The following is a 23,839-nucleotide window of genomic DNA, read 5'->3' as shown; positions in this document are numbered from 1 at the left end:
AGAAGAACCCCATAGGAGACATCATCATGCCGCTGCCGCAATCGCATCAACCACGTTCCGCAGCTCCGCTGCGGCCCTGGGCGCCACGCCTGGCGCTGGCACTGGTTACCACCGCGGCACTCGCCGGATGCGGCGGTGGTGGCGATGGCGACAGCGCGCAAACCGCAGTGCCCGCTGCCGTGCCTGCCCGACTCTGTCCTGCATCGGTCGACTATTCGACGCCTTATGTCGGCGGCACCGGATCGGGAGAACTGGTGAGCGTGCAGATCGATACCGCGAAGATGACGTGGGCCGTCACGTTTCTGGATTCATCGGTCCCACGCACCACGGGCACGGTGCAGCCAACGCGCTCCGACGCCACCAACGGGCAGAACGTGATGACCGGCAAGCTCGCGCAGGAAACTGGCCTGCCCACCGACAAGCTGAATCAATGCGCCTTCCAGTTGCTCGGCGCGAGTCTCGATGCATCGCGCCCGGCACGCCTGTTCCTGGGTGAAGGCGTGATGGGCGGCACGATCCCTGGCGCGCGCATCCAGTTCAACGGCATTGCCGGTGCCGGCGCCGTGCCCGACACGACGTTCCCGTACTTCCAGTTCATCGGCTTCGCGCAGACCGAGACGGACCTGAGCAAGATCGCGGGCGTCTACAACGGGTCTGGCTTCCATGAGATTCCATCGAAGAATTTCGCGCAGGTCGCGCAGGACTACAAGATGTCCCTGGCCGCCGATGGTTCATTCACGGTCTGCGACAACAAGACCGGCGGCACCTGCAAGCAGAAGGGCAACAAGTTCGTGCCGCAAGGCAACGGCTCGCTGCTTTCCACCAACTACGAAGGCGAGCAGCAACCAAGCCTCGGCGGCGTGCTGGGCCGAGCGTACCTGATCGTGGGCAAGCTGCGTGGACAACTCGTGCCGATCATGATTCGCGTCGGCTATGCCAATGCGTCGTTCACGAACCTGCAACCGGTGGGTGCGGATGACGAGATCGGCATCGGCATGATGGCGCCGGCGGTGTCGATCACACAGGGTAGTGTCAATGGCGAGTACATCGGCGTGGACAGCAACTTCGACTACCGCACCACGGCGCTGGTGGGTGCCGATGCCGCGCAACTGGACCCGTTCCGCGCGTCCGACGCCACGCTGGCCACGGCGCTGAAGCTCGACTACTCGCAGACCACCGCTGGCGTAGTGACCACCACGCGCAAGGACAACGCCACGATCACGGGCAAGTTCATGTTCACCGGCGGCGTGTTCGGCTTCCTCGAAAACCGCACCACCGGCCCGTACTTCACGGTCGGCGCCTTCGTGCAATAACAACCCAGGGGACCGACATGCATAACAAACGCCTCTCGCTGGCCCGCCTGCTTTCGATCGCCGCAGCCTTTCTCGCCTGCAGCGCCTTCATGGCCACCACCGCGCACGCGCAAAAGGCCGGGGACAACGTCGTTTCCGCGGGCTGGTTCCACATCGAGACTTTCGGTACCAGCGGCCCGTTGACCACTACCTTGCTCGATGTGCCGATCAACTATCCGCTTGGCCTGCCGACGTCGTTTTCGGCGCCAGGCAGTGGCCTGTCGACGTCGAATGCCGACACGCTAGGTTTGACGTTCAGCCACTTCGTCACCGACAACATCGCGATCACAGCCGTGGGCGGCATTCCGCCCGAGTTCAAGATCTACGGACACGGTTATCTGATTCCGCCGGGCCCGGCCGGCGCACTGGGTCACCAGAGCCTGGGCGACCCGTCGCTGAATCCGATCATCACGCGCGCGCGTCAGTGGAGCCCTGCGGCAATGGTGCAGTATCACTTCCGCGCTCCGGATGTGACATTCCGACCGTTTGTCGGTGTTGGTGTCTCGTACAACTTCTTCACCAATATCGACGTCAATCCGGCGTTCGCTGCATCGGTGAACAATAACCTCGGCGCGATCCTGGCTGCGGGTGCTGGCATTCCGGGACCAACGTCGGTCCACGCCGATGCGTCGTCGTCGTGGGCGCCGGTCTTCAATGTCGGCGGCACCTACAACTTCACCGAGCATTGGGGTGTCACTGGCGCGGTCACGTACATCCCGCTCAAGAGCGAATCGACGATGACGATCAAGGCGTCGGACGGCACCGTGCTGTCGACCTCGAAGACGACACTGCGGCCAAACCCGCTGGTGTTCTTCCTCGCGGCGACCTACAAGTTCTGATCGACGTCGGCCACAACGCAAAAAGGGCGAAGCCTTGAAAGCTTCGCCCTTTTTTTGCTGAACCGAAACGATGACTTACTGCGTCGTCGTTGTCTGCGGTGCCGGCTGCTGCGCCACCGGTCCTTTCTCCACCAGCCCGCCACCCAGCGCGCGGTAGAGGTCGATCGAGTTCACCAACCGCAACTGCCGTGCCGCAACCAGATCCTGCTCGGCCGAGAACAGCTGGCGCTGCGCGTCGAGTTCGTCGAGGTAGCTCGCCACGCCGCTGCGGAAGCGCATCCGCGCCAGTTCGTAGCGCGCGGCTTCCGCGTTACGCTGCTGTTCCTGGCCAGCCACCTGGTCCTCGAGCGTGCCGCGTGCCACGAGGGCATCGGCCACTTCGCTGAACGCGGTCTGGATCGTCTTCTCGTAGTTGGCGATCTGGATGTTCTTGCGGACGTTGGACAGGTCCAGGTTCGACATGTTTCGGCCGTAGTCGAAAATCGGCAGCACGAGTTGCGGCGCGAACGACCACACGTGAGCGCCCGAGTCGAACAGGTTCGTGAACGACGTGCTGATGGTGCCGGCATTGGCCGTCATCGTGATGCGCGGGAAGAATGCGGCCCGCGCCGCGCCGATGTTGGCATTGGCCGACAACAACTGCTGCTCGGCCTGACGGATGTCCGGACGCTGCGTCAGCAGTTCCGAGGGCAGACCCTCGGGAATATCGCTGATGATGTGTTCGTCCGACAGACGCATCGGCGCAGGCAGGTTCGGGATCTCGGCGATCGGCTTGCCCACCAGCACTTCCAGCGCGTTCTGCGCCTGCGCGCGCTGACGCGCCAGCTGCGCTGCGGCCACGCGGGCCTGCGCCACCAGCGATTCGTTGTCGCGCAGGTCCAGCGCGGACGTCGCGCCGGCGCTGAAGCGCTTCTGCGCCAGTTCGTACGTGCTCTGGCGCGCCTTGTAGGTGTCGCGGGCCAGATCGTACTGCTCGGCAAAGGCGCGTTCGGCCAGATAGGCCTTGGCAACCTCCGAAACCAGCGAGATATACGCGGCGCGGTGTGCTTCCTCGGTGGCCAGGTACTGCGCCAGCGCGGCGTTCGAGAGGCTACGCACGCGGCCGAAGAAGTCGAGCTCCCACTGCGTCACCGACAGGCCGACCTGGTACACGTTACCCGTGAACGACTGGTCGATACCCGACGAGGCACCCGAGAAGCGGCCGCGCTGGAAGCCGGCATTCGCATTCACGGTCGGCAGCAGGTCGGCGCGCTGGATCTGGTACTGCGCGCGCGCCTCTTCGATGCGGAGCGCGGCGGTACGCAGGTCGCGGTTGTTCTCCAGCGCCGCCTCGATCAGCCCTTGCAGGCGCGGGTCGGTGAAGAACTCGCGCCAGCCGATCTCGGTGGCGCGGCGCGTTTCACCGCTCTTCACCTCGGCCGAGGCATAACCTTCCGGCGCTGCCGGGTAGCCGCCCGCCACAGGTGCGGCGGGGCGGTCATAGTGCGGCGCCATCGTGCAGCCGCTCAGCACCCCGGCCACCAGCAGCAGAGTGGTCAAAGTCTTTGTCATAGTCAGATTTCCTTCTGGCTTTCCAGGCGTGCCATTTCCCGCTCGTGCTGGGCCTTGCTGCCCTTGAAGCGGCTACGCACCACCACGAAGAATACTGGCACCAGGAAGATCGCCAGCAGCGTTGCCGTGATCATCCCGCCCATCACGCCGGTACCGATTGCGCGCTGGCTGCCCGAGCCCGCACCAGTGGCAATCGCCAGCGGCAGCACGCCCAGAATAAATGCCATCGACGTCATCAGGATCGGGCGGAACCGCAGGTGCACCGCTTCGAGCGTCGCATCCACGAGGCTACGGCCCTGCGCCTGCAGGTCCTTGGCAAATTCCACGATCAGAATGGCGTTCTTGGCGGACAGACCGATCGTCGCGATCAGGCCCACCTTGAAGTACACGTCGTTCGGCATGCCGCGCAGCGTCACGCCGAGCAGCGCGCCGATCACACCCAGCGGCACCACCAGCAGCACGGCCACCGGAATCGACCAGCTCTCATAGAGCGCGGCCAGACACAGGAACACGATCACCAGCGACAACGTGTACAGGATCGGTTCCTGCGAGCCGGCCAGGCGTTCTTCATACGACTGACCCGACCACTCGAAACCGAAGCCCGGCGGCAGCTTGGCGAAGTTTTCCTCCATCACGCGCATGGCGTCGCCAGTGGACTTGCCCGGCGCGGCCTGGCCCGCGAGCTTCACGGCCGGCATGCCGTTGTATCGCTCCAGGCGCGGCGAACCCATGATCCACTTCGACGTCGCGAACGCGGCAAACGCCACCATGTCGCCATTGGCATTGCGCACGCGCAGCTTGGTCAGATCGTCCGGCAGACGGCGATCCGCACCCTCGGCCTGCACGATCACACGGCGCACGCGACCCTCATAGATGAAGTCGTTCACGTACGAGGAGCCAAATGCGATCGACAGCGTCGAGTTGATATCGGCCACCGATACGCCCAGCGCGCGCGCCTTTTCGCGATCGATGTCGATGCGCAACTGCGGCGCGTCTTCCTGGCCTTCCGGACGCACGCCCTGCAGCACCGGCGACTGCGCCGCCATGCCCAGCATCTGGTTACGCGCTTCCATCAGCTTCGCGTGGCCCTGACCGCTGCGGTCCTGCAGACGGAAGTCGAAGCCCGACGAGTTACCCAGTTCGGAGATGGCCGGCGGGTTCAGCGGGAAGATGATCGCGTCCTTGATGAACGACAGCGCGCCGAACGCACGGCCCACCAGCGCCTGCGCGGTCTGATCCGCGCCCGGACGCTCCTTCCAGTCCTTCAGACGCACGAACGCGATACCGCCGTTCTGGCCGCGGCCGAAGAACGAGAAGCCCGCCACCGTGATCATCTGGTCCACCACCTTCGATTCCTTCTGCAGGTAGTAGTCCTCGATCTGCTTGAGCACGCCGATCGTGCGCTCTTGCGTCGCGCCCGTGGGCAACTGCACCACGGTGATCATGTAGCCCTGGTCCTCATCAGGCAGGAACGACGACGGCAGGCGCTTGAACAGCACCACCACCCCGGCAATGATCACCAGGTAGATGATCACGTAACGGCCCGTGCGCTTGAGAATGCGCGCGACCATGCCCTGGTAGCTGCCCGATGCGGTGGTGAAGGTACGGTTGAACCAGCCGAAGAAACCCTTCTTCTCGTGGTGATGGCCTGCTTCCACCGGCTTGAGCATCGTGGCGCACAGTGCCGGGGTCAGCGTCAGCGCCAGCAGCGCCGAGAAGCCCATCGAAGCAATCAGCGACAGCGAGAACTGGCGATAGATGTTGCCGACCGAGCCCGAGAAGAACGCCATCGGGATGAACACCGCCGTCAGCACCAGCGTAATGCCGATGATGGCGCCCGTGATCTGTCCCATCGCCTTGCGCGTGGCTTCACGTGGCGAGAGTCCTTCCTCGCTCATGATCCGCTCGACGTTCTCGACCACCACAATGGCATCGTCGACCAGAATACCGATCGCCAGCACCATGCCGAACATTGTCAGCACGTTGATCGAGAAGCCGAACGCCAGCATCGCGCCGAACGTGCCAAGCAGCGCCACCGGCACCACCAGCGTCGGGATCAGCGTCGCGCGGAAGTTCTGCAGGAACAGGTACATCACCAGGAACACCAGCACCACGGCTTCCAGCAGCGTCTTGACCACTTCCTCGATCGAGATCTTCACGAAGGCCGAGGTGTCGTAAGGCACGCTGAACTCGTAGTCCGGCGGGAAGAAGCGCGAAAGCTCTTCCATCTTGGCGCGCACCGCGGTGGCGGTGGCCAGCGCGTTGCCGGTCGGGGCCAGCTTGATGGCGATGGCCGAGGCCGGCTTGCCGTTGATGCGGGCGAGCGTCGAGTAGTCGGCGCCGCCCAGTTCCACGCGGCCGACGTCCTTGATGCGCACCGACGAACCGTCCGGATTCACGCGCAACAGGATGTTGGCGAATTCCTCGGGCGTGTTCAGACGGCTTTCGGTACTCACCGTGGCGTTAAGCTCCGTGCCAGACGGCGACGGGGTGCCGCCCAGTTCGCCCACGGCAACCTGGATGTTCTGCTCGGCCACTGCGGCCTTCACGTCTAGCGGCGTGAGGTTGTAGCCGGTCAGCTTGGCCGGATCCAGCCAGATCCGCATCGCGTATTCGGTACCGAACAAGTCGGCCGCACCCACACCGGGCACGCGACGGATCGAGTCGACGACCTGCGCGGACACGAAGTTACCGAGCTCGATCGCATCCGAGTTACCGGATTTGGACGAGACCGTGATGAACATCATGTAGTTGTTGCCGGCCTTGTCGACCTTCACACCCTGTTGGCGCACTTCCGCCGGCAGACGCGCTTCCACGCGCTTCAGGCGGTTCTGCACTTCCACGGAGTTCAGGTCGGAACTCGAGCCCGGCGCGAACGAGATATTGATCGTGGCCAGGCCGGACGACTCACTCTGCGACTCGTAATAGAGCAGGTTCGGCGCACCGTTGAGCTCCTGCTCGATCGGCGTCACCACCGTGTCTTCAATGGTCTTGGCCGATGCACCAGGGTAGGTCGTGCTGACCGTGATGATCGGGGGCGCGATATTGGGGTACTGCGCGATCGGCAATTGCAGGATCGCGAGTGCCCCGCCCAGCACGATGATCAGCGCGAGCACCCACGCGAACACCGGCCGGTCGATGAAAAACTTCGCCATGAAACTGGCTCCCTAAGTGTGCGTGGTCAGCCTTGCTTGGCCGGCGTCTGCTCGGCGGGCTTGGCTTCGTTGCTGGCTTCGGACTTGCCGCCTTCAGCACCCTGCGCGCCCGCGCCCGATGCCGGCGCAGCCGCGGTCTGCGGGTTCTGGAACGGCACGGCCTTGGCAGGCGCGCCCGGGCGAACCTTTTGCAGGCCCTCGACGATGACCTTTTCGCCACCCTTGAGGCCTTCGGTCACCACCCAGCGATCGCCGATCGCCTGCGGCGCCTTGACCGGCACCGCGGCTACCTTGCCGTCATCGCCCACCACCAGCACGCTCGCACCCTGCGCGCCACGGATCAGCGCGCGCTGCGGCACGGTCAGCGCCTTTTCGTCCACACCCTGTTCGATCTTCACGCGCACGAAGGTGCCCGACAGCAGTTCACGCTTCGGGTTCGGGAACTCGGCACGCAGCGTGATCGAACCGGTGGTCGGGTCCACGGTCATGTCCGAGAACAGCAGCTTGCCGGTCATGCCGTATTCCTTGTCGCCGGCTTCCGGGTACAGGTGCACGCGCGCGCCGCCGTTCACACCCTTGACCTGACCGGCCTCGATGGCGCGACGCAGGCGCGCCACTTCCGACGCCGGTTGCGTGAAGGTCACCCAGATCGGCTCGACTTGCTCGACGGTGGTCAGCTTGGTGGCTTCGCCCTTGCCGACCAGCGCGCCTTCCGTGATCAGCGCACGGCCGACGCGGCCGGAGATCGGCGCGGTGACGGTGGTGTAGCCCAGATTGATCTGCGCGGTCGTCACAGCCGCCTTGGCGGCGGCGATATCGGCATTGGCCTGGCCGGCGGCGGCAACCGCCTCGTCGTATTCCTGCTTGCTGACGGCGTTGGCGGCCACCAGCGGCTTGTAGCGCTCGGCCTTCTGGCGCGCGGACACGGCATTGGCCTCTGCACGCTCGAGCTGGGCCTTGGCCGAAGCCAGTTGCGCCTGATACGGGGCGGGATCGATGCGGAACAGCACCTGACCGGCCTTCACTTCACCGCCTTCGGTGTAATTGCGCGACAGGACGATACCTTCCACGCGGGCACGCACCTCGGCGGTGCGCACACCCTCGAGACGACCCGGCAATTCATTGACGACGGCAACTGCGGACGGCGTGACGGTCACGACACCCACTTCCGGAGGCGGCATCGCGCCGCCCTGCGGGGCTTTCTGGCCGCAGGCGGACAACGCCAGTACCGCCACAGCGGCGGCAACACTACGGATCTGTTGGGACTTCCTCATCGATAACCCCATGATGGCAATTTGAGATCTGCCGCAATGCCCGCGACGCGAACAGTCGCAAAGGGCAACACACTCCGGGGGCGGGGCATGGCGGCCAAACAGGTTTTTGCTCGTTGCCAGCCGCCGCTCGCAAGTCGGTGGATGGAAACGCTTTTCTTTCTACAGGCAGGATTTCCCGGTTTCGGCTCATGGCTGCGTCGCTTTGCGCGCGCGCCATCACACAAATCAGGTTGGCTGAAACTCGGGCAGGGGCGTATTATAGATACATTCGCGCATGTATGTAAGTACCCGGATAAATTTTGGGGCGTTTACAACACATGGCAATGGTTGCGTGTAGTGGAATGCTCCTGCAAATCGAGCACGATTGTTCCATTCACGGTACGATGCGCCCCGCCTAGTGCCGTTGCGCAATTTGGAGAGAGAAGCGCCTTGCCATCCACCGGCAGCGCCCATGGAGACCTGGCGACCACCACCGTCCGGGTAAAGAGGGAAATGGTCAGACGTACCAAGGAAGAAGCGCTAGAGACGCGCAACCGCATTCTGGATGCGGCAGAGGCCGTGTTCCACGCCCGTGGCGTGGCACGTCCTTCGCTGGCGGACATTGCCGAGGCGGCAGGCGTCACGCGCGGCGCGATCTATTGGCATTTCAAGAACAAGAGCGACGTGTTCGCCGCGATGTGCGATCGCGTCAACCTGCCAGTCGAGGCGCTCTGCTCACCCGAGCGCATTGCCTCGCAGGAAGACCCGCTCGGGAGCATCCGCGACATCTGCGCATTCGTGTTCCGCCAGACCGTCAACAATCCCCAATGGCGTCGCGTGTTCGAAATCATCTTCCACAAGTGCGAGATGGTCGAGGACAACGGCGCCATCTTCGTGCGCCAGCGCCAGTCGCACCAGGAAGGCACGGTGAAGATGCGCGAGCATCTGCGGCTGGCGATGGAGCGCGGCCAGTTGCCCGCCGACCTCGACCTGCCACTGGCCGTCAATGCCTTCCACGCCGCGATCGGTGGCGTGCTGGCGCACTGGCTGTTCTCCCCCGAGGATTTCGAACTGGCCCGCGAGGCCGAACGCCTGGCGGACGCATTCATCGACACATTGCGCCTCTCGCCGGCTCTGCGCGTGGGCTACGTGCCACGCCCCATGGCGCCGCTCGATGCGGAAATGGCGGCGCTGTGCGAACGGCAGCCCCAGCAGGCCCTGGCGCCGAACTGATTCCCGAACTGATTCCCGAACTGATTCCCGAACTGATTCCCGAACTGACTCCCGAACTGATTGCCGAGCTGGCTATGAGCCGTCAACCGCGCATGGCTTCGCGCCAACGCGCGATGAACGCCTTCTTGCGCAGGGCATCCTGCGCCGCCAGCAGACCCGGCCCGACGCTGATCGGCCTGAGCGCGTAGCCCAGCCGTTCCGCCAGTGCGTTGGCAGTGTGCGTGCTGTCGATGTCGGTGCGAATCGTGTACAGCTGGGACGTGGTCTGACTCAGCAGGACCTGCCCATCGCGCGACAGCAGGAAATCGAGCCACAGTCGCGCCGCGTGTGGCCTCGGCGCCTGCCGCGCGATGAACGCCACGCGCGACATCACCAGGGTGTAGTCGCGCGGCGCGATGACGGCAATCCCGGCCCCGCGCTCCATCAGCGACAGCGCATAGGAACCCAGCAGGTTGTAGCCCAGCACCAGCTCGCCACTGGCGATGCGTTCGATCATGTCCGCCGTCGATGCAGACAACTGCACGCGCGCGCGGCCCAACGCCTGAGCCAGATACCAGAACTCGCTGCCCATCCGCGCATCCTGCTGGGCGAGCAGATACCCAACGCCAGAACGCTCCACGTCGTACGTCACGATCTTGCCCCGCCATTGCGGCGCGCGGTCCTGCAGCAAACGCGCCAGGCCGCTGCGGCTGCCCGGAATATGGGTGCCCGCGAAGTGCTTCCGGTTGTAGACGATCACCGCAGGCTCGAACGTGGTGCCGAACGCCTCGTCGCGCCAGACCGCCCAGCCCGGCAGGCCATCGCGTTCCGGCGACTCGTAGCGCTGCGCGTAGCCGTCGTTGACGAGCTTGATCTGCAGGTCCATCGCCGTGCTCCAGAGCACGTCGGCCACATCCGCGTCCCTTGCCGGCCGGTTCGCGCCGAGGCTGGCGCTCTCCGCCAGGAAGCGGTTGTTCAGCTCGATTGTGTTCAGGTCCTGATATCGCACCCGAATACCCGGATAGCGGGCTTCGAATGCGTCGATCAGTGGCTGCGCGATCTCCAGATCGGTCGAACCATAGACCGTGACCGATCCCTCGCGCTGCGCGCGCGCGATCACCTCGATATAGTCGCTCGGATACCCCGCCGGCACCCGCGCCGTCGGCTGCGCCCGGGCCGGAAACGACGGCACACCCGCAGCCATGACGGCGCCCGCCATCAGCAGGTGACGGCGAGAAGCATGAACCGGAGGCGACTTGGTTTCTGGCACAGTAGACACGCGTGTTGTACACGGGGAGGAGCGCCGCCATTATAGGGCGCGAGCGGCGCCCCCGACACCCGCCGCCAAGGCGGTATCATAGGCGCCCTCGGGGGCAGCCCCCGGAGACAGATCAAGAGCGGGCAGAGGAGGGTCCCATGCGCATCCTGCTGGTGGAAGATGAAGTGGAACTGGCCCGCTGGGTCACACGCGCACTTGAGCAGGGCGGCTTCGTGATCGAGCATGTCACCGACGGTCTGAAGGCCGAGGCCCGACTCATGGCCGAGGAATACGATGCCGTCGTGCTGGACCTGCGCCTTCCCGGCAAGGACGGCCTGGCCGTGCTGAAGGCCATGCGTGGCCGCGACGACCGCACGCCCGTGCTGATCCTCACCGCGCAGGACACCCTGGACGAACGCGTGCGCGGTCTCAATCTCGGGGCCGACGACTACCTGCCCAAACCATTCGCCATCGCGGAACTCGAAGCCCGTATCCTGGCGCTGATCCGGCGCAGCCGTGGCCGGGCGCATCCGCGCCTGCAATGCGGCACGCTGGTATTCGACGGCGAAGCGCGCAGCTTCACACTGGCTGGCGCGCCGCTGTCCCTGACCCCGCGCGAATCGACGCTGCTCGGCGCGCTGCTGGCCCGAAGCGGCCAACCGCTGACGAAAGCCCAATTGCTCGACAAGGTGTTTTCGCTCGACGCGGACGTGAGCCCGGACGCCATCGAGGTGCTGGTCTATCGCCTGCGCAAGAAGCTGTCCGGCCACGGCGTGACCATCGTCACGCTACGCGGCTTCGGCTACCTGCTCGAGCCAGAGGCCGCCACCTGATGTGGCCTCGCCGCCTGCGCCAGCGCGCGCGCCTGCCTGTGCGGTCCTGGTTGCGCGGCAGCCTGCGGCGCCAGTTGCTGATCCTGCTGGTCCCGGCGCTGGCGCTCATGATGGCGGTCGATACTTGGTTCACCTACGGCACCCTGCGCGATGCCGCCAACACGGCATACGACCGCTCGCTGTACGGCTCCGTGCTGACCATCGACAACGCCATCGGGATGGCCGGCGAGAGCATCCAGCTATCGCTGCCCGACGCGGCCATGGAGATGTTCGAAACCGCGGCGCAGACACACGTGTTCTACCGCGTGTCGATGGAGCGGGCCGGCCAGATCGAGACTGTCACCGGATATGACGATCTGCCGCTGCCGACGGGAGCGCTGCGGAACGGCCAGCCGCGCTTCTACGACGCCACCTATCGCGGCGACCGGGTCCGCATCGCGGCGATGGCCCGCCCGGTCTATCGCCCCGACGCGCACATGCGCGTGATCATCCAGGTGGCGGAGACCGCCGAGCCGCGCGCGGCGCTGATCGGCAACGTCTGGCGCAGCGCACTGCTGCGCGACATCGCGCTGATCATCGTATCGGCGCTGATCCTGGTCGGCGGCATTACCTACGTGCTCCGCCCGCTGCAACAGGTACGTGACGATGTGCGCGCGCGCTCGCCCGAGGATCTGACCCCGCTCGAGTTCGACCATGTGCCGGTCGAGGTGCGCCCGCTGGTCGACGCGGTGAACCTGCACGTATCGCGCTCCGACGCGATGGCGCAGGCGCAGGCCCAGTTCATCGCCGATGCCGCCCATCAGCTCCGCACGCCACTGGCCATCCTGAAGACACAGGCCGAGTTCGCGCAGCGGCAGCTCGACACGTTCGGCGGCGAAGGCGCGGCGCATTCGGGCGCCGCCGAGGCCGTTGGTGGCATCGTCAAGCAACTGGAGCAGGCCGCGCGGATGACCAACCAGTTGCTGGCACTGGCGCGCGTCAGACAGCACGCGCCGGACGGCACCGCCCCGGCCACGGAAGTGGAGATCATCGACGCGATCGGCGTGGCGGAGCAGGTGGCGCTGGACTACCTGCCACTCGCTCGCGGACGCCAGCAGGATTTCGGCTGGGAGCGACCGGCCGGACTGGAACTGCCAGTGCAGGCCGATCCCGCGCTGTTGCGCGAGGCATTCGCCAACCTTGTCCACAACGCCATCCAGTACTCGGGACGCCGCAGCCGCATCACGCTCTCCGCCACACAGGTCGACGACAGCGCCATGCTCATCGTCGAGGATGACGGCCCCGGTATTCCCGAGGCCGAACGCGAGAAGGTGTTCGCGCGCTTCTATCGCCGGGTCGGCCACACGGAAACGGGGTCGGGCCTCGGACTTGCCATCTCGCGTGAGATGGCGATGCGCTGCGGCGGCACCGTGGTCTTGCGCGAAGGCGCCCAGGGGCGTGGCGTGCGCGCGGAACTCAGCTTGCCGCTGGTGAAGCCGACGGCCTGATAAGCCGCGCACACCGACTCACTGCTACTTCTTCATCACCGCATCGGCACATGGGTCGGGACGATCCACGGCAGGGACACGCACGAGCGCATCGAATGCCTTACCGTTGGCCGCTGACTCCACATAACCGACGCTGAGCACACGCGCGTCATCTTGATTGGCGCGATCGAGCCAGCGGGGCACACCGATGTCGCGCCGCACGTGGCCGTTCCCTGCGATCAGCACCACGCCCCGGTCGCCATGCGCCTTCATGATCTGCGCCATCACGGCATCGCGGGCGGCTTGCGCGTCGAGCATCCCTGGCAACATCGCCTTCGGGAAATTGCCGCAGTGCCCGGCATCGAGCGTCGCTGTCTGCAAGGCGACGAGGTCGGCAGGCAAGGGCTTGTCCAGTTTCAACTCGGCCTGCTGTTGGGGTGCGAAAACTTGCCCGAGCCCGCCGCGCACGATCTTCGCGGCATCGCCACGCGACAGGTTCGCGGCAAGCAACGGCAGGTCGTATTGCAATGCAAGTGATACCACCGGCTGGTAGAGCGCCCAGTCCCAGCCACTCTTCGGGCCCGTCGCCTGCGCGATGACATAGTCCGCATCGCGCGGACGCTCGCGACGCGCACGGTCGATATCGCCCTGCCGTTCGCGGTCGAATTGCTCCATCGCGATCGCGGGCCGCCAGCCCGCCTCCACGGCCTGCGTCAGCGCCTGCAGCCGCTGCCGTTGGCCCGCCGCGTTGTCATGCACCTCTCCGAGCAATACGTAGGTCTTGTTCGGGAAGCGCTGGCTCAAGGCATCTGGCGAAGGTCCAGTCGACGCGCATCCGGCGGTCAGGGCTGCCATCGCGATACAGGCTACGAATCGGTTCATCGCTGTGGTCTCTCCGGTTGCCCGGCACTTGCGCCAGGCCATTGGGATGGGAGCTTGACGCGACACGAGCCGATTGTCCACAGCATGTGCATCAAGGTGGCTGGTAGCCCGGGATACGCGCGACGCGCAGCGACGTTCATTTCGTCGATTGTGGGGACCGCTGCGCCGCGTCAGAACGCCAACTTCACACTCGCTGCGAAGGTTCTGCCTGGTTGCGTGTAGAAAGCGAGACCCGGTTCCGACGCGGAAACGCCTGTCTGGCGCACGTCGCCCCAAAGCCAGTAGGTCTTGTCGAAGAGGTTGTTCACGGCCAGCGCAATTGTGGCCCGCTTGCCAAGCCGCCACCAGGCCTGCAGATCGACCACGCCATAGCCACCTGGCTTGAAGTACGTCACGCGTCGTGTGTCGTCAGTCCGCGTCACTGCTCTGGCGCCGCGCCAGCGCAATGCGGCGCCGGGTCCTTCGCTGACCGAAGGCTCCCACGTCAGCCCTGCGGAGGCACGCAGCGGCGACACGCTGTTCAACGGCTGATCCGTTTGCTCGTTCGTGCCATGCGCATAGGCTACCGCGCCATCGACACGCCACTGCGGCAGGAAGCGCCACACTCCACGCCATTCCGCACCGTAGATGCGCACCTTGGCCTGATTGCGGAACTGATAGGTCGCGCGCATGGCCGGCAAACATGCGGGGTCGGACGGACACGCCAGTTGAACCTGTTCGATAAAGTCCCGGTACCGGTTGTCGAACATGGCCACGCTGGTCTGAACGTTCTCGCCGGTGTACCGCACGCCGACCTCGAATGAGCGGCTCTTCTCGGGATCGAGTTCGCTGTTCGGCGCCGCGCCGTAGCCCTGCACCAGGTTGCGGAAACTGCCGTTGATTTCCCGATAGTTCGGCGCACGGTAGCCGAACACGTACTGCGCCCAGACGTTGACGCGATCCGTGGCCTGCCAGAGCGCGGACAACTTCGGCGACAGGTTGGAATTGCTCTGGCTGACCGCGGGCTTCGCCGCCACGCTGTTGTAGAGCGAGTCGTCATCGGGCCCAAGCGAGTAGTGATCGAAACGCAGACCCGGCGTCAGCGTGAGCCGCCCGTTCATCAAGCGCAACTCGTCTTGCACGAACACACCCACCTGCCGCGTCGCGCCCTTGGGAAAGTCATGCAGTGGGAATGTCTCGCCAGCCAGTGACTTCGTGCGCGTACTGGTGGTGACGTTGACGACCGTGGCATCGCGATACTCCTCGGACTCCGTGCGGATGAAGTCGACGCCTCCGATCAGGCGATGTTCGACGCTGCCGGTGTGAAACGACTTGTCGGCCTGGAAGTTGAAACCGGTCTGTTGCTGCTCGAAGCCGAAATCGAGCCTCACATCGCAAAGGTTGGCACCGGCGAGGGTAGCGGAACAGCCGCGGCTGGTACGGCTGCGCACCTGGTTCGTGACGTTCGTGGTGCGGCTCTTTTGATAGTAGATCGCAGCGGTCAGGCGATCGAGCGCGCCGCTGTCGGGACGCCACTCGTAGTCAAGCGATACGCGGTCGCGCGCCAGGTCCTCCGTACCGTTGGCGGACGTCACACGCGGTAGCGACCGTGACAAGCGCAACATGTCCGTATCGCTGGCGGCATCGCGGTGCTCGTAGCTCAGCCTGAGGCGCTGCCGTGCCGTGGCATTGAGCACGATTTTGCCGAGGTAGGCGTTGGTATCAACATCCTGCGGGTTAGGCGCGGTGCGCGACACTGACACCGAATCGTCGCCACCCATGTTCTTCGTCTCGTGTGCGCGACGGTGCGCGTACATGAACAACCCCTGGATCAGATCGTTGCCACCGGCCACGCCGACGGTCTGACCGAAGCCATTGTCGATGCCGTTCCAGTTCAGCCCGACTTCAGCACCGACCGACTTGTCGCGCATGAGATCCGTTGGGTCCTTCGTGGCATACGAGACCACGCCACCGATCGCATCGGACCCGTACAAACTCGATGCAGGGCCGCGCAGCACTTCCACGCGCTTCAGGAACGAGAACTCCGGCGCGTCACGCGTGGACGTGGTGATGTTCGACGGCCCGCCCCCGTTGTAGAAGTCTGGCAGCCGCACACCGTCAACCATCTGCAGCACACGGTTGTCCTCGATGCCACGGATGTTGATGCTGCCGGCTCCAAAACGGCGGCGGTCGCGCGGCACATCGATGTCGGGCTCGTCGGCGAACAGGCCCGTTTCATCGACCGGCATCGACCGTTCGATCTTGCGTGGATCTTCCACGGTAATGGTCGAGGCCACGGCATCGGCACGTTCTTCCGTGCGCGTGGCCGTGACCACCACTTCGCGAAGCTGCTGGACGTCTTCTGCCCAGAGCGGCGTGCAGAACGTGGCCCAGACCGCCGCGACCGGCGTGACCCTGACTGAGGCGCGCAGGCGACGCGCCAGGAAACAGCGTTTCATTGGATTTTCCTTTGAAAGAAAACGAAACGCTGGCTGGCTACGGCGGATCGCGATCGAAGACCGCGCGCGTCGGGAGGCGATGACTGGCTGGCGTGAGCGGGCAGGCCTTATGTTTTTGATTCTTGGCCACACCCATGCAGGTGAAGATTATTCGCGTTTACAAAAGGCATGACAAGCCTCGGTGGCGAGGACTGTCGGCATGTTGAGGCTGGGGGAGGAGAACGCTCGCGAATTGCGGCTGAATCGGGGAAGGTGCGCCGGTCCCGTTACGATCTGGGAACCGGCGCATAAGAGCAAACACACTGCGGCACAACTACAGCACGGCCACAGCACAGCAACGGCACAACTCTCGGCGAGATTGGCGATCAGTGCGCCACCGTTGCCGGCTGCTGTTCGTCCAGCAGATTGCCTTCCGAATCGATCTGCAACGGGCCGGTGCCAGAGTAGCGATCGAGCGCGAGGTAAATCACCGGCGTGATGAACAGCGTGATCACCTGCGAGAACAGCAAACCACCCACCACCGCCAAGCCGAGCGGCTGGCGCAGTTCCGCGCCTGCGCCCAGGCCCAATGCCAGCGGCAGAGCGCCCATCACGGCCGCGAACGTGGTCATCATGATCGGGCGGAAGCGCAGCAGGCACGCCTGCCGGATCGCCTTCGCGGGCGCCATGCCCTGTTCGCGCTGCGCCGCCAGCGCGAAGTCAATCATCATGATCGCGTTCTTCTTGACGATGCCGATCAGCATCAGCACGCCAATCGTCGCGATCAGCGACAGCTCCACGTTGAACAGGAACAGCGTCAACAACGCGCCGACGGCCGCGGAGGGCAGGCCAGCCAGAATCGTCAGCGGGTGGATGTAGCTCTCGTAGAGCACGCCCAGCAGCGTGTAGATCACCGCGATCGCGGCCACCAGCAGCACCACCTGCGTGGCCTGCGACGACTGGAACACCGCCGCATCGCCACCCCAGCTCGTGAATATCGATGTCGGCATCGCGATCTCCTCGCGATAGCGGTCGATCAGCTTCGACGCATCGCCAAGCGCGGCGCCCGGCGCGAGGTTGAACGACACCGTGACCGAGGGCAACTGACCCTGGTGGTTCACCGCGATCGGTCCCACGCGGCGCTCGGTCGTGGCGAACGCCGACACCGGCACCATCTGGCCCGTCCGGCTGCGCACGTAAAGCTTGGAGAACGCCGTCTCATCCGCGCGGTCGATATCTGCCGCGGTCAGGATCACGTAGTAGTTGTCGATCGGCGTGTAGATCGTCGATACCTGACGCTCGCCAAACGCGGTGTACAGCGCCGTGCGCACGTCCTGCATCTGCACACCGAGCGCATTGGCCTTGTCGCGGTCGATCGTCAGTTGCGCCTCGAGGCCCGACTGCTGCGAATCGCTGGTCACGTCACGGAAGATCGGCTCGGTGCGCATCTTGGCCATGAGCTTGTCGCTGAACTCCTGCAACTGCCCCGGCTTCACGCTCTGCAGCGTGTACTGGTAGCGGCTCTTGCTTTGACGCCCGCCGAGGCGCAGGTTCTGCACCGGCGAGAAGTAGACCGCCAGCCCGGGCACCCCGGCAACATCCTTGCGCAGCGACTCCACCACTTGCGGCATCTTCGGGCGCTCGCCGAGCGGCTTCAGCTCGACGAACATCCGGCCCGTGTTGATGGCTGGCGACGGGCCACCGCCGATCGACGCCACCACGCTCTTCACGGCCGGATTCGCGCGGATACGTTCGGCGGCATCGCGCAGGCGATCGGACATCGCATCGAACGAGATGTCCTGCGGGCCTTCCGCGTTGACCTGGATCTGGCCGATGTCCTCCTCGGGGAAGAAGCCCTTCGGGATCTTCACGAACAGCACAGCGGTCAGCACGAAAGTCAGGCCGGCTGCGGCAAGCACCACGCGGCGGTGCGCCAGGCACCAGTCCAGTCCGCTCGCGTACTTGCGGAGCGTCCATTCGAACAGGTCCTCGAACCACTGCGTGGAACGCATCCCGATCGTCTGCTTCTGCTCTACGCGATGCACGGGCGCGCCCGTCGCGTGATCGCCTGCCGTTTCTCCATACATGTGCTGCGATTCGTCCACCGGCACGTTCTCGGCCGACAGGAAACGCGCGCACAGCATCGGGATCAGCGTCAGCGACACGAGCGCCGACACGAGAATCGACAGCGACACCACCGCGGCGAATTCGTGGAACAGCAGGCCGATCACACCCGGCATGAAGAAGATCGGGATGAACACGGCCACCAGCGAAATCGAAATCGACAGGATGGTGAAACCCATTTCGCGCGAGCCCACCAGCGCTGCCTTGAGCGGCGGCACGCCTTCCTCGATATGACGCACGATGTTCTCGAGCATCACGATCGCGTCGTCCACCACCAGGCCCACGGCCAGCGTGATGGCGAGCAGCGACACGTTATCCAGGCTGTAGCCAAATGCCTTCATCAGCGCCACGGTGCCGATCAGCGAGATCGGCAGCGATACCGTGGGAATCAGCGTCGCGGCGGCGCGGCGCAGGAACAGGAAGATCACCATCACCACCAGCGCGACGGTCAGCGCCAGCGTGAACTGCACATCGTGGATCGATTCCCGGATCGACATCGACCGGTCGTTCACCACGTTCACGTTGACGGAGCCCGGCATCTGCGCCAGCAGGCGCGGCAGGGCGCTCCGGATCGCATCGACCACGGCCACCGTGTTGGCATCTGGCTGGCGCTGCACAGCCAGCACGATCGAGCGTTCGTTGTTGAGCCAGCTGCCGGTCTTGATCGTCTCGACGCTGTCTTCCACTTCCGCCACGTCCGACAGCCGCACCACGGCGCCGCTCGGCTGGCTGGCCACAATGATGTTGCGGAACGCGTCCGCGCTGGTCATCTGGCGGTTGGCCTGGATCGTCAGCGTCTGGCGCGCGCCGTCGAGCGTGCCGACCGGCGTGTTCGCATTGGCGCGATTGAGCGCGGTGGCTAGCTCATCAAGCGTCAGGCCGCGCGCGGCCAGCGCGTCGGGGTGGGCGCGCACGCGCACTGAGAAGCGCTTCTGGCCAAAAATCTGCACCTGCGCAACGCCGGGCAGTGTGGCCAGCGTCGGCGAAATCAGGTTATCGCCAAACGCGTTCAGCTCCCCGAGGCTCATCGACGGCGAATTGATCGCCAGCAGGATCACCGGCGCATCGGCAGGGTTCACCTTGCGATACGACGGCGGCAGCGTCATCTCGATCGGCAGCGACCGCTGCGCGCGGAACAGCGCGGCCTGCACGTCCACGGCGGCGGCATCGATATCGCGGTCGTTGTTGAACTCGATCGTGATGCTCGAATTGCCGAGCGTGTTCGACGAGCTGATGACCGAGACGCCCGGAATCGTTGCGAACTGCTTCTCGAGCTGCGTGGCGACGGATGCCGCCATCGTCTCCGGGCTCGCCCCCGGCAGCGTGGCCGTGACCTGGATCACGGGCGAATTGAAACTGGGCAGCGCCGCAATCGGAATCGTCGGATACAGCACGATACCGGTCACGATGACGGCCAGGCACAGCAGCACCGTCATGACGGGCCGGCGGATACAAAGCTCGGACAGCGTCATGGCATCAATGCTTGGTGGCGGCGGCCGGGGCCGACGCGCCGCGAGCGGCGGCTTCCCGCACCAGACTTCCCGGGCGCAGATTCTGCGCGCCCTCGGTCACCACGCGCGCGCCGGGTTGCACACCTTCGATCACGGCGGCAGCGGCCGTGGTAGCGATGACCTGCACCGGCACGCGCGCCACCTTGTTGTCGGCCTGCACGGTGTAGACGAAGCGTCCCTCGGGGCCGGCCACGATGGCCTGCGGCGGCACGGACAGCGCATCCTTCAGCACCTGCACCGTCGCGTTGACATTGGCGTAGGTGCCGGGCCAGAGGCGGTGCTCCTCGTTGGCGAACATCGCCTTGACGCGGATGCTGCCGTACTGCGGATCGACGGTGTTGTCGACGAACGTGATCTTGCCGGTCACGGGCTGCTTGCTGCCGTCGTTAGGCAGCGCCGTCACCGATACCGGTCCGCTGCGCAGTGCCTCGCGCAGGGCGGCAAGCTGCCGTTCGGGCAGCGTGAACATGACCGTGATCGGCGCGATCTGCGCCACGATGACCATCGGCGTCGCAGTCGTCGGCGTGACCAGCGAGCCCGGGAAGACGTTGATGACGCCGGTCCGGCCGCCGATCGTCGCGCGAATCGTGCCGTAGCTGATGGCCACGCGGCTCGCTTCGATGGCCGCCTGGTCGGCGCGAATCGTCGCTTCGAAACCGTCGACCTTGGCCTGTGCCGTATCCACGGCACTGCGCGAGATGAAGTTGCGCTGCAGCAACTCCTGGCTACGTGTCAGCGTGCGGCGTGCGTCGGACAAATCGGCCTGGTCGCGCATGAGCTGGGCGCGCGCCTTGTCCAGATTGGCCTCGTCCATGCGGGTATCGAGCGAGAACAGCAGGTCGCCCGGCTTGACGCTTTGACCTTCCTTGATATGGACCGCGCGGACGGTGCTCGACACCTGCGGGCGCACCTCCACGGTCTGCATCGCCACCACATTGCCGTTGGCGTTCACTTCCAGCGGCACATCGCCCTGCTGGACGACCGCCGTGGCAACCGTGGTCACGGCCGCGCCCTTGGCGGCCGGCTTCGGCGCGAACCAGTGCTTCCAGCCAAACCAGCCGGCGACAACGATCACGAGCACGGCCACGACGACTGGCCAGCGCGAAGTGCGGCCGCGCCCCGTACCGGCGGCCGCGCTCCAGTTGCCATCGACAAAGCCCTTCGGCTGGTCGATTCCATCTGTTTTCATTATGAGGACCCTCAAATACTGCACGGCGCGCGACTCCCCCTTGGCGCCGGCTTCATTGGGGCCGGCTTTATCCGCGCAAACCGCTACTAGTACCGCGCCTAGGCCGCTTCCGGCTAGTGCGTTGTATTACAACCCATTACAGCTCCGCTGGGGATGGATGTCTGGCCGACAGGGAAGGGATGGCCGAACCGCTTGTATGAGTTCTAAAACATTAGCAGAAAAGCCAGTGGCGGCCACCCCGGACTAACGCGGGATTGGCAACAATCTAGCGGGAGATTTGCCGGCCGTTCCGGTGCAGCAGGGTATTCAGCGGCACATCGCGCGGGCCGGGAACCAGGATCACGGCGTCGCCTGCACGCAGCACGCCAGGCTGGACGACGCCCAGGTACACGCCGGAAAAACTGCTTTCCAGCATGTCGCGCGCGGCGTGGGCGTACCCCATCGCCGCATTGAACTTGTAGCAGGGCCGCCGTGGCGCATTCACCACAAGTTCGACGTCGCCGATGAGCAGGCGGTCGTCCACCCACAACGCGGACTCCAGCAAGCCCTGGGTCGTCAGGTTCTCGCCCATCGCGCCGAACGCCAGCGGACGCTCGGATTCCTCGACCCCGGCATCGCGCCGGCGCGTGTTCCACCAGGTGTAGTGCTCGATCGGATAGGCATAGACGGCCCGCTCGGGTCCGCCGTGGACGCTGCGGTCCACCTGCTCGTCGCCGGCCAGCCCCAGGCGGTGCACGCCCACGGCAATCGGATGATGCAATGTACTGAGCGGGTGTTTGCGGATGGCCGACATCACCACCGCCTCCGTGCCTGCGCCTGCCACCACGAGCGGCAGTGCGGTGCCAACATTGACGGCCAGCACACGGCCAATGCTCCTGCCACCGGCGCCGGCGGGGTTCGGACGCGGATCGGTTTCGGCCACGGTACGCTCTCCTTGCGTGTGCGGGGCTGCGCGCGCGTCATGCTGCCGCGCGTCGGCTTTGCACCGAGTGTACCGACTTGGGCGCTCGTTTGAGCAAGGGAATGTGGGGAAACAGACGCACGTTCCAGGCGTCTGGCGGGGCGGGGCGTCTGCCGGTCAGGCGTCCCGCCCGGACGTCGCGCCATGCCTCATGGCGCGGGTCCGGGAAGCGCTCGAACGCTCAGTTCCAGATGGGATTTTCCTTCTGCATCTGCTCGGCGGTCTTCGAATGCCAGTAGGCACCGATCTGACGCTCGGTGACGTAGCCCTTCTTCTTCACATCGATTTGAGAGAAGCGCTTGTAGACCTCCGGCATGCCGGCCTTGGCCTCGTCGCGGGTCAGCTTGCCGTCATGGTTGGTGTCCGCGGCCTTGAACTTCTCGGAAATCATGGCCTTGGCCTGGGAGGTTGGCGGCATCGGAGGAACCTCGGCGGACCCCGTCGCCGGTTGCGCTGCGGGCTGCTGTGTCTGCTGAGCGTTCGCCCCGAAAGCAGCGAGCGCCAGTGTTACGGCTACGGCCAAACCAACTACAGGTGTACGGACAGTCATTTTTCCCTCTCCTCCTGAAATTTACGGTTCAGCATTGCCTGCTCTGGCAATGTCAGGACCGCCCGCCGAAAGCAGGCGACCAAGAGGAATAATAGTCACGCGCGCCCTGCGCTCCAAACATCATTTCACGGCGTCAGAATGTGACTTGACTGAAGCCAGCGCTCGAGTCAGCGTGCAAGCGTGGGGGTGAGTGCCTTGGGATTGGCGATGCTGTCGTGCTTGCCGGCCAGCACATCAAGGATGTTCTGGAACGCCGCGCGGAAGTAGAGTTCGTAGCTTTCGCGCTCCACATAGCCCAGGTGCGGCGTGCAGATGCAGTTTTCCATGCGCAGCAGGGCATGACCCTGCAGGATGGGCTCGGACTCGAACACGTCGATGGCGGCCATGCCCGGACGCCCGCGATTCAGCGCGGCGACCAGCGCGTTTTCCTCGATCAGCTCGGCGCGGCTGGTGTTCACAAACAACGATGTGGGCTTCATGCGCTGCAGATCGGCCAGCTTGACGATGCCGCGCGTCTCGTCGTTCAGGCGCAGGTGCAGCGACAGCACGTCGGAGTCGGCAAACAGCTGTTCGACCGATTCCGCCACGTTAAGGCCCGCCTCCCGGGCGCCCTGCTGCGAAGCCTCGCGGCCCCAGACCAGCACATTCATGCCAAAGGCACGGCCGTAGCCCGCCAGCAGGCGGCCGATCTTGCCATAGCCCCAGATGCCGAGCGTCTGTCCGCGCAGAACCTGCCCCAGGCCGAAGTTCGGCGGCATCGTGGTCGATTTCAGGCCCGACTGCTGCCAGGCGCCGTGCTTGAGGCTGGCAACGTACTGGGGAATGCGGCGCTGGGCCGCCATGATCAGCGCCCAGGTCAGTTCGGCGGGCGCCACAGGAGAACCGACGCCTTCCAGCACGACCACGCCGCGCTCGGTACAGGCCTCGATGTCGACGTGGTTCCCCGCCCGGCCGGTCTGGCTGATGATCCTGAGCTTGGGCAGCTTCTCGAGTAGCTGACGCGTCACACGGGTGCGCTCGCGAATCAGCACCAATGCCTCGACATCCGAGAGGCGCGCGGCCAGCTGGCCCACGCCCTTCACGGTGTTGTTGAAGACCTTGACGTCATGGCCTTCGAGCAGCGCAAAGCAGGGCAGCTTGCGCACGGCGTCCTGGTAATCGTCGAGAACTGCAATCTTCATTGGTGACTCTTTGACCTCGGGCTCGGTGCGCACGGCCACAGAATCAGTGCGCAACCGACAGTATTGTTGGATGTCCTGACACAACATTGAAAGCGAACATCATCG

Annotated in this window: 16 protein-coding genes; 5 read left to right on the top strand and 11 right to left on the bottom strand. The window is 65.0% G+C overall.

All coding sequences use genetic code 11. The annotated features are described in order from the left end of the window. Window positions 1-26: 26 nt before the first annotated feature. Both D769_RS05305 and D769_RS05300 read left to right on the top strand, forming a co-directional pair. Window positions 27-1,313 carry a DUF2957 domain-containing protein gene (locus D769_RS05305; RefSeq protein ID WP_008642792.1) on the top strand — a complete coding sequence of 429 codons (1,287 nt, stop codon included), beginning with the start codon at window positions 27-29 and terminating at the stop codon, window positions 1,311-1,313. A 17-nt stretch (window positions 1,314-1,330) separates the two neighbouring features. Next, a complete protein-coding gene (locus D769_RS05300) occupies window positions 1,331-2,191 on the top strand; it encodes an OmpW family outer membrane protein (RefSeq protein WP_008642789.1) in 861 nt (286 codons plus the stop codon). Window positions 2,192-2,266: 75 nt separating this feature from the next. Here the strand turns inward: D769_RS05300 and D769_RS05295 are convergent, their stop codons facing one another. From D769_RS05295 to D769_RS05285, 3 genes are read right to left on the bottom strand one after another with little or no spacing between them, the layout of a single operon-like run. Beyond that, window positions 2,267-3,742: an efflux transporter outer membrane subunit gene (locus tag D769_RS05295; RefSeq protein ID WP_008642787.1), complete on the bottom strand. Its 1,476-nt coding sequence runs from the start codon at window positions 3,740-3,742 to the stop codon at window positions 2,267-2,269. A gap of 2 nt (window positions 3,743-3,744) precedes the next feature. Next, window positions 3,745-6,897, bottom strand: a complete 3,153-nt coding sequence (locus D769_RS05290; RefSeq protein WP_008642785.1) for an efflux RND transporter permease subunit — start codon at window positions 6,895-6,897, stop codon at window positions 3,745-3,747. 26 nt (window positions 6,898-6,923) lie between these two features. Next, window positions 6,924-8,171, bottom strand: coding sequence for an efflux RND transporter periplasmic adaptor subunit (locus D769_RS05285; RefSeq protein ID WP_040010893.1), 1,248 nt, complete (start codon window positions 8,169-8,171; stop codon window positions 6,924-6,926). A gap of 492 nt (window positions 8,172-8,663) precedes the next feature. On the opposite strand from D769_RS05285, the gene D769_RS05280 reads away from it, so the two are divergent. After that, window positions 8,664-9,383 carry a TetR family transcriptional regulator gene (locus D769_RS05280; RefSeq protein ID WP_008642780.1) on the top strand — a complete coding sequence of 240 codons (720 nt, stop codon included), beginning with the start codon at window positions 8,664-8,666 and terminating at the stop codon, window positions 9,381-9,383. 82 nt (window positions 9,384-9,465) lie between these two features. Here the strand turns inward: D769_RS05280 and D769_RS05275 are convergent, their stop codons facing one another. Further along, window positions 9,466-10,581: an ABC transporter substrate-binding protein gene (locus D769_RS05275; RefSeq protein ID WP_008642778.1), complete on the bottom strand. Its 1,116-nt coding sequence runs from the start codon at window positions 10,579-10,581 to the stop codon at window positions 9,466-9,468. A gap of 197 nt (window positions 10,582-10,778) precedes the next feature. Here D769_RS05275 and D769_RS05270 point away from each other — a divergent pair, with 197 nt between their 5' ends. Both D769_RS05270 and D769_RS05265 read left to right on the top strand, forming a co-directional pair. Beyond that, window positions 10,779-11,453 carry a response regulator gene (locus D769_RS05270; protein ID WP_008642777.1) on the top strand — a complete coding sequence of 225 codons (675 nt, stop codon included), beginning with the start codon at window positions 10,779-10,781 and terminating at the stop codon, window positions 11,451-11,453. Continuing rightward, a complete protein-coding gene (locus tag D769_RS05265) occupies window positions 11,453-12,940 on the top strand; it encodes a sensor histidine kinase (RefSeq protein ID WP_008642775.1) in 1,488 nt (495 codons plus the stop codon). Before D769_RS05270 ends, D769_RS05265 begins: the two co-directional genes overlap by 1 nt. 24 nt (window positions 12,941-12,964) lie before the next feature. Here the strand turns inward: D769_RS05265 and D769_RS05260 are convergent, their stop codons facing one another. The 7 genes from D769_RS05260 to D769_RS05230 all read right to left on the bottom strand — a co-directional run bounded on the left by D769_RS05260 (window position 12,965) and on the right by D769_RS05230 (window position 23,734). Next, window positions 12,965-13,801 (bottom strand): ChaN family lipoprotein, encoded by an 837-nt coding sequence (locus D769_RS05260; RefSeq protein ID WP_008642774.1) that lies wholly within the window; start codon window positions 13,799-13,801, stop codon window positions 12,965-12,967. 170 nt (window positions 13,802-13,971) lie between these two features. Next, on the bottom strand, window positions 13,972-16,239 hold the full coding sequence (locus D769_RS05255) for a TonB-dependent hemoglobin/transferrin/lactoferrin family receptor (RefSeq protein WP_008642772.1): 2,268 nt from the start codon (window positions 16,237-16,239) through the stop codon (window positions 13,972-13,974). Between the two features lie 365 nt (window positions 16,240-16,604). Continuing rightward, window positions 16,605-19,814 carry an efflux RND transporter permease subunit gene (locus D769_RS05250; protein WP_035881176.1) on the bottom strand — a complete coding sequence of 1,070 codons (3,210 nt, stop codon included), beginning with the start codon at window positions 19,812-19,814 and terminating at the stop codon, window positions 16,605-16,607. A 4-nt stretch (window positions 19,815-19,818) separates the two neighbouring features. Next, on the bottom strand, window positions 19,819-21,042 hold the full coding sequence (locus D769_RS05245; protein WP_008642769.1) for an efflux RND transporter periplasmic adaptor subunit: 1,224 nt from the start codon (window positions 21,040-21,042) through the stop codon (window positions 19,819-19,821). Between the two features lie 265 nt (window positions 21,043-21,307). Beyond that, complete coding sequence (locus D769_RS05240) at window positions 21,308-21,964, bottom strand: MOSC domain-containing protein (protein ID WP_008642768.1); 657 nt, start codon at window positions 21,962-21,964, stop codon at window positions 21,308-21,310. Window positions 21,965-22,184: 220 nt separating this feature from the next. Continuing rightward, a complete protein-coding gene (locus D769_RS05235) occupies window positions 22,185-22,553 on the bottom strand; it encodes a hypothetical protein (protein WP_011517993.1) in 369 nt (122 codons plus the stop codon). A 167-nt stretch (window positions 22,554-22,720) separates the two neighbouring features. Then, window positions 22,721-23,734 (bottom strand): D-2-hydroxyacid dehydrogenase family protein, encoded by a 1,014-nt coding sequence (locus D769_RS05230; RefSeq protein WP_008642764.1) that lies wholly within the window; start codon window positions 23,732-23,734, stop codon window positions 22,721-22,723. Window positions 23,735-23,839: the final 105 nt, after the last annotated feature.

Origin of the sequence: Cupriavidus sp. HMR-1, assembly GCF_000319775.1 — a bacterium.
Classification (GTDB): Bacteria; Pseudomonadota; Gammaproteobacteria; order Burkholderiales; family Burkholderiaceae; genus Cupriavidus; species Cupriavidus metallidurans.
The sequence above is the reverse complement of the archived record's forward strand: the minus strand, read 5'-3'. Positions and strand labels throughout refer to the sequence as shown.

Bases quoted from the DNA above. Each gene is read 5' to 3' on its own strand.
- D769_RS05305 (WP_008642792.1), top strand. From the start codon at position 27: ATGCCGCTGCCGCAATCGCATCAACCACGTTCCGCAGCTCCGCTGCGG.
- D769_RS05300 (WP_008642789.1), top strand. From the start codon at position 1,331: ATGCATAACAAACGCCTCTCGCTGGCCCGCCTGCTTTCGATCGCCGCA.
- D769_RS05295 (WP_008642787.1), bottom strand. From the start codon at position 3,742: ATGACAAAGACTTTGACCACTCTGCTGCTGGTGGCCGGGGTGCTGAGC.
- D769_RS05290 (WP_008642785.1), bottom strand. From the start codon at position 6,897: ATGGCGAAGTTTTTCATCGACCGGCCGGTGTTCGCGTGGGTGCTCGCG.
- D769_RS05285 (WP_040010893.1), bottom strand. From the start codon at position 8,171: ATGAGGAAGTCCCAACAGATCCGTAGTGTTGCCGCCGCTGTGGCGGTA.
- D769_RS05280 (WP_008642780.1), top strand. From the start codon at position 8,664: ATGGTCAGACGTACCAAGGAAGAAGCGCTAGAGACGCGCAACCGCATT.
- D769_RS05275 (WP_008642778.1), bottom strand. From the start codon at position 10,581: ATGGCGGGCGCCGTCATGGCTGCGGGTGTGCCGTCGTTTCCGGCCCGG.
- D769_RS05270 (WP_008642777.1), top strand. From the start codon at position 10,779: ATGCGCATCCTGCTGGTGGAAGATGAAGTGGAACTGGCCCGCTGGGTC.
- D769_RS05265 (WP_008642775.1), top strand. From the start codon at position 11,453: ATGTGGCCTCGCCGCCTGCGCCAGCGCGCGCGCCTGCCTGTGCGGTCC.
- D769_RS05260 (WP_008642774.1), bottom strand. From the start codon at position 13,801: ATGAACCGATTCGTAGCCTGTATCGCGATGGCAGCCCTGACCGCCGGA.
- D769_RS05255 (WP_008642772.1), bottom strand. From the start codon at position 16,239: ATGAAACGCTGTTTCCTGGCGCGTCGCCTGCGCGCCTCAGTCAGGGTC.
- D769_RS05250 (WP_035881176.1), bottom strand. From the start codon at position 19,814: ATGACGCTGTCCGAGCTTTGTATCCGCCGGCCCGTCATGACGGTGCTG.
- D769_RS05245 (WP_008642769.1), bottom strand. From the start codon at position 21,042: ATGAAAACAGATGGAATCGACCAGCCGAAGGGCTTTGTCGATGGCAAC.
- D769_RS05235 (WP_011517993.1), bottom strand. From the start codon at position 22,553: ATGACTGTCCGTACACCTGTAGTTGGTTTGGCCGTAGCCGTAACACTG.
- D769_RS05230 (WP_008642764.1), bottom strand. From the start codon at position 23,734: ATGAAGATTGCAGTTCTCGACGATTACCAGGACGCCGTGCGCAAGCTG.